Raw genomic sequence first — 1,390 nt, forward strand, 5'->3', positions numbered from 1 at the left:
TAAAGGCTTAGAATGCCATTGCAGTGAGTTTGAAAAGATACCAATTCATAGGCGAGAGCTAGGAATGGCTGGAGGTGTAGTAACTTATGGAGTGGCAATTACTGAAGGATTTGCTATATATGGATTAGATAAGTATTCAAAAAATATGAATGTTGGTCATACTGCGACAGAAATTACTAAGTTAAAAATAAAAATGAATTTTGGGGTGCTAAGTTTTTTACAAGCAAAGATGGAAAATAAATCAAATGAAAGAGCATTGAAAGAAGTGGGGGTTGGTATTGGGATTGGATATGCTATGGAAACTAAAATTGCACAAACTGCCATAAAAACAGGTGTATCCATACTCACTCGTATAGGCACAGGGGCAGCAGCTGGAGCGGCAATAGGCTCATCATTTCCTATCGCTGGGACTATCATAGGGGCTATTGCAGGAGCATTAATAGCTGGAATGATTAATGATGCAATATTTGCAGACGAAGACGCCCAACTAGCAAAAGACAAAGCAGAAAATGAAAGAATAGAGAGGTTAGAAAAAGAATACAAACTAAAGATTAATAGAATAATAGATTATCTTATACGCAATTACTATATAGGGCTAAGAGAATTAAATGAAGTAGCAGAAACAAACACTAATATAAGATACAAATATAAAATGAGATATACCTATGAGTAACTTTGCTATTGTTGTAGTCAATATTTATATATGCTATCTAATGTATCCATATTTAAGGGATATTCTTACACTTAAATGGAAAAACAAAATCCAAATAGACCGCTCTCAAATTTTATGGGAAAGCAAAATAAATCTTTATGCTACCTCTAAGTATCGTATATTTTTCTTTATTATTGTTAAAGTTGCTATTTTATATATGTTTTATTGGATATTTTCTGCTAGTTTTAGACTTTTTCAATCCAATGTAATTTACGAATATACACTAGGAATGCTTACTTTATTAACAGGCTTTGTATATATTTTTGTGGGTGGATTCATCTATTCTACAATAGATTTTAAAAAAATGTTTTTAACCAAAAATGGTTTAATATTACAGACTCGATTTAGTGGCGACATTCTATATAAATATGGTCAATTTATAATGTATGAAGAGAATCATTTTAGGATTCCACAAGAAGTCATAGCTATAGAATCTGAATATGCAAAAAAATATTTTATTATGCCTATACCGAGACCGATTAATTCAAATGTGTTGCATGGAAATATCTTGGGAGATATTGTTACTTTTAGCAAAATTTGCAAACAACAAACTGAAACCGCTATTAAAGCTATGGATACAAAATCTCGAGTTGCTCTATTTTTAAAATATTATGAACATATAGAAATCATATTTAACGAGGAAAGAAACCATAATATTTTTACAATCGATTTTAGTCC

General features: G+C 30.9%; 2 protein-coding genes. Both read left to right on the forward strand.

Translation table 11 applies throughout. The features are described 5' to 3' along the window. Window positions 1-673 (forward strand): hypothetical protein (locus CQA53_RS12780; RefSeq protein ID WP_220272097.1); only part of this gene is annotated, 673 nt, incomplete at its 5' end. Beyond that, on the forward strand, window positions 666-1,390 hold a 725-nt coding region (locus tag CQA53_RS11415), incomplete at its 3' end, for a hypothetical protein (RefSeq protein ID WP_147290056.1). The genes CQA53_RS12780 and CQA53_RS11415, both read left to right, overlap by 8 nt.

The sequence above is a fragment of the Helicobacter didelphidarum genome (genome assembly GCF_003364195.1).
GTDB lineage: Bacteria > Campylobacterota > Campylobacteria > Campylobacterales > Helicobacteraceae > Helicobacter_A > Helicobacter_A didelphidarum.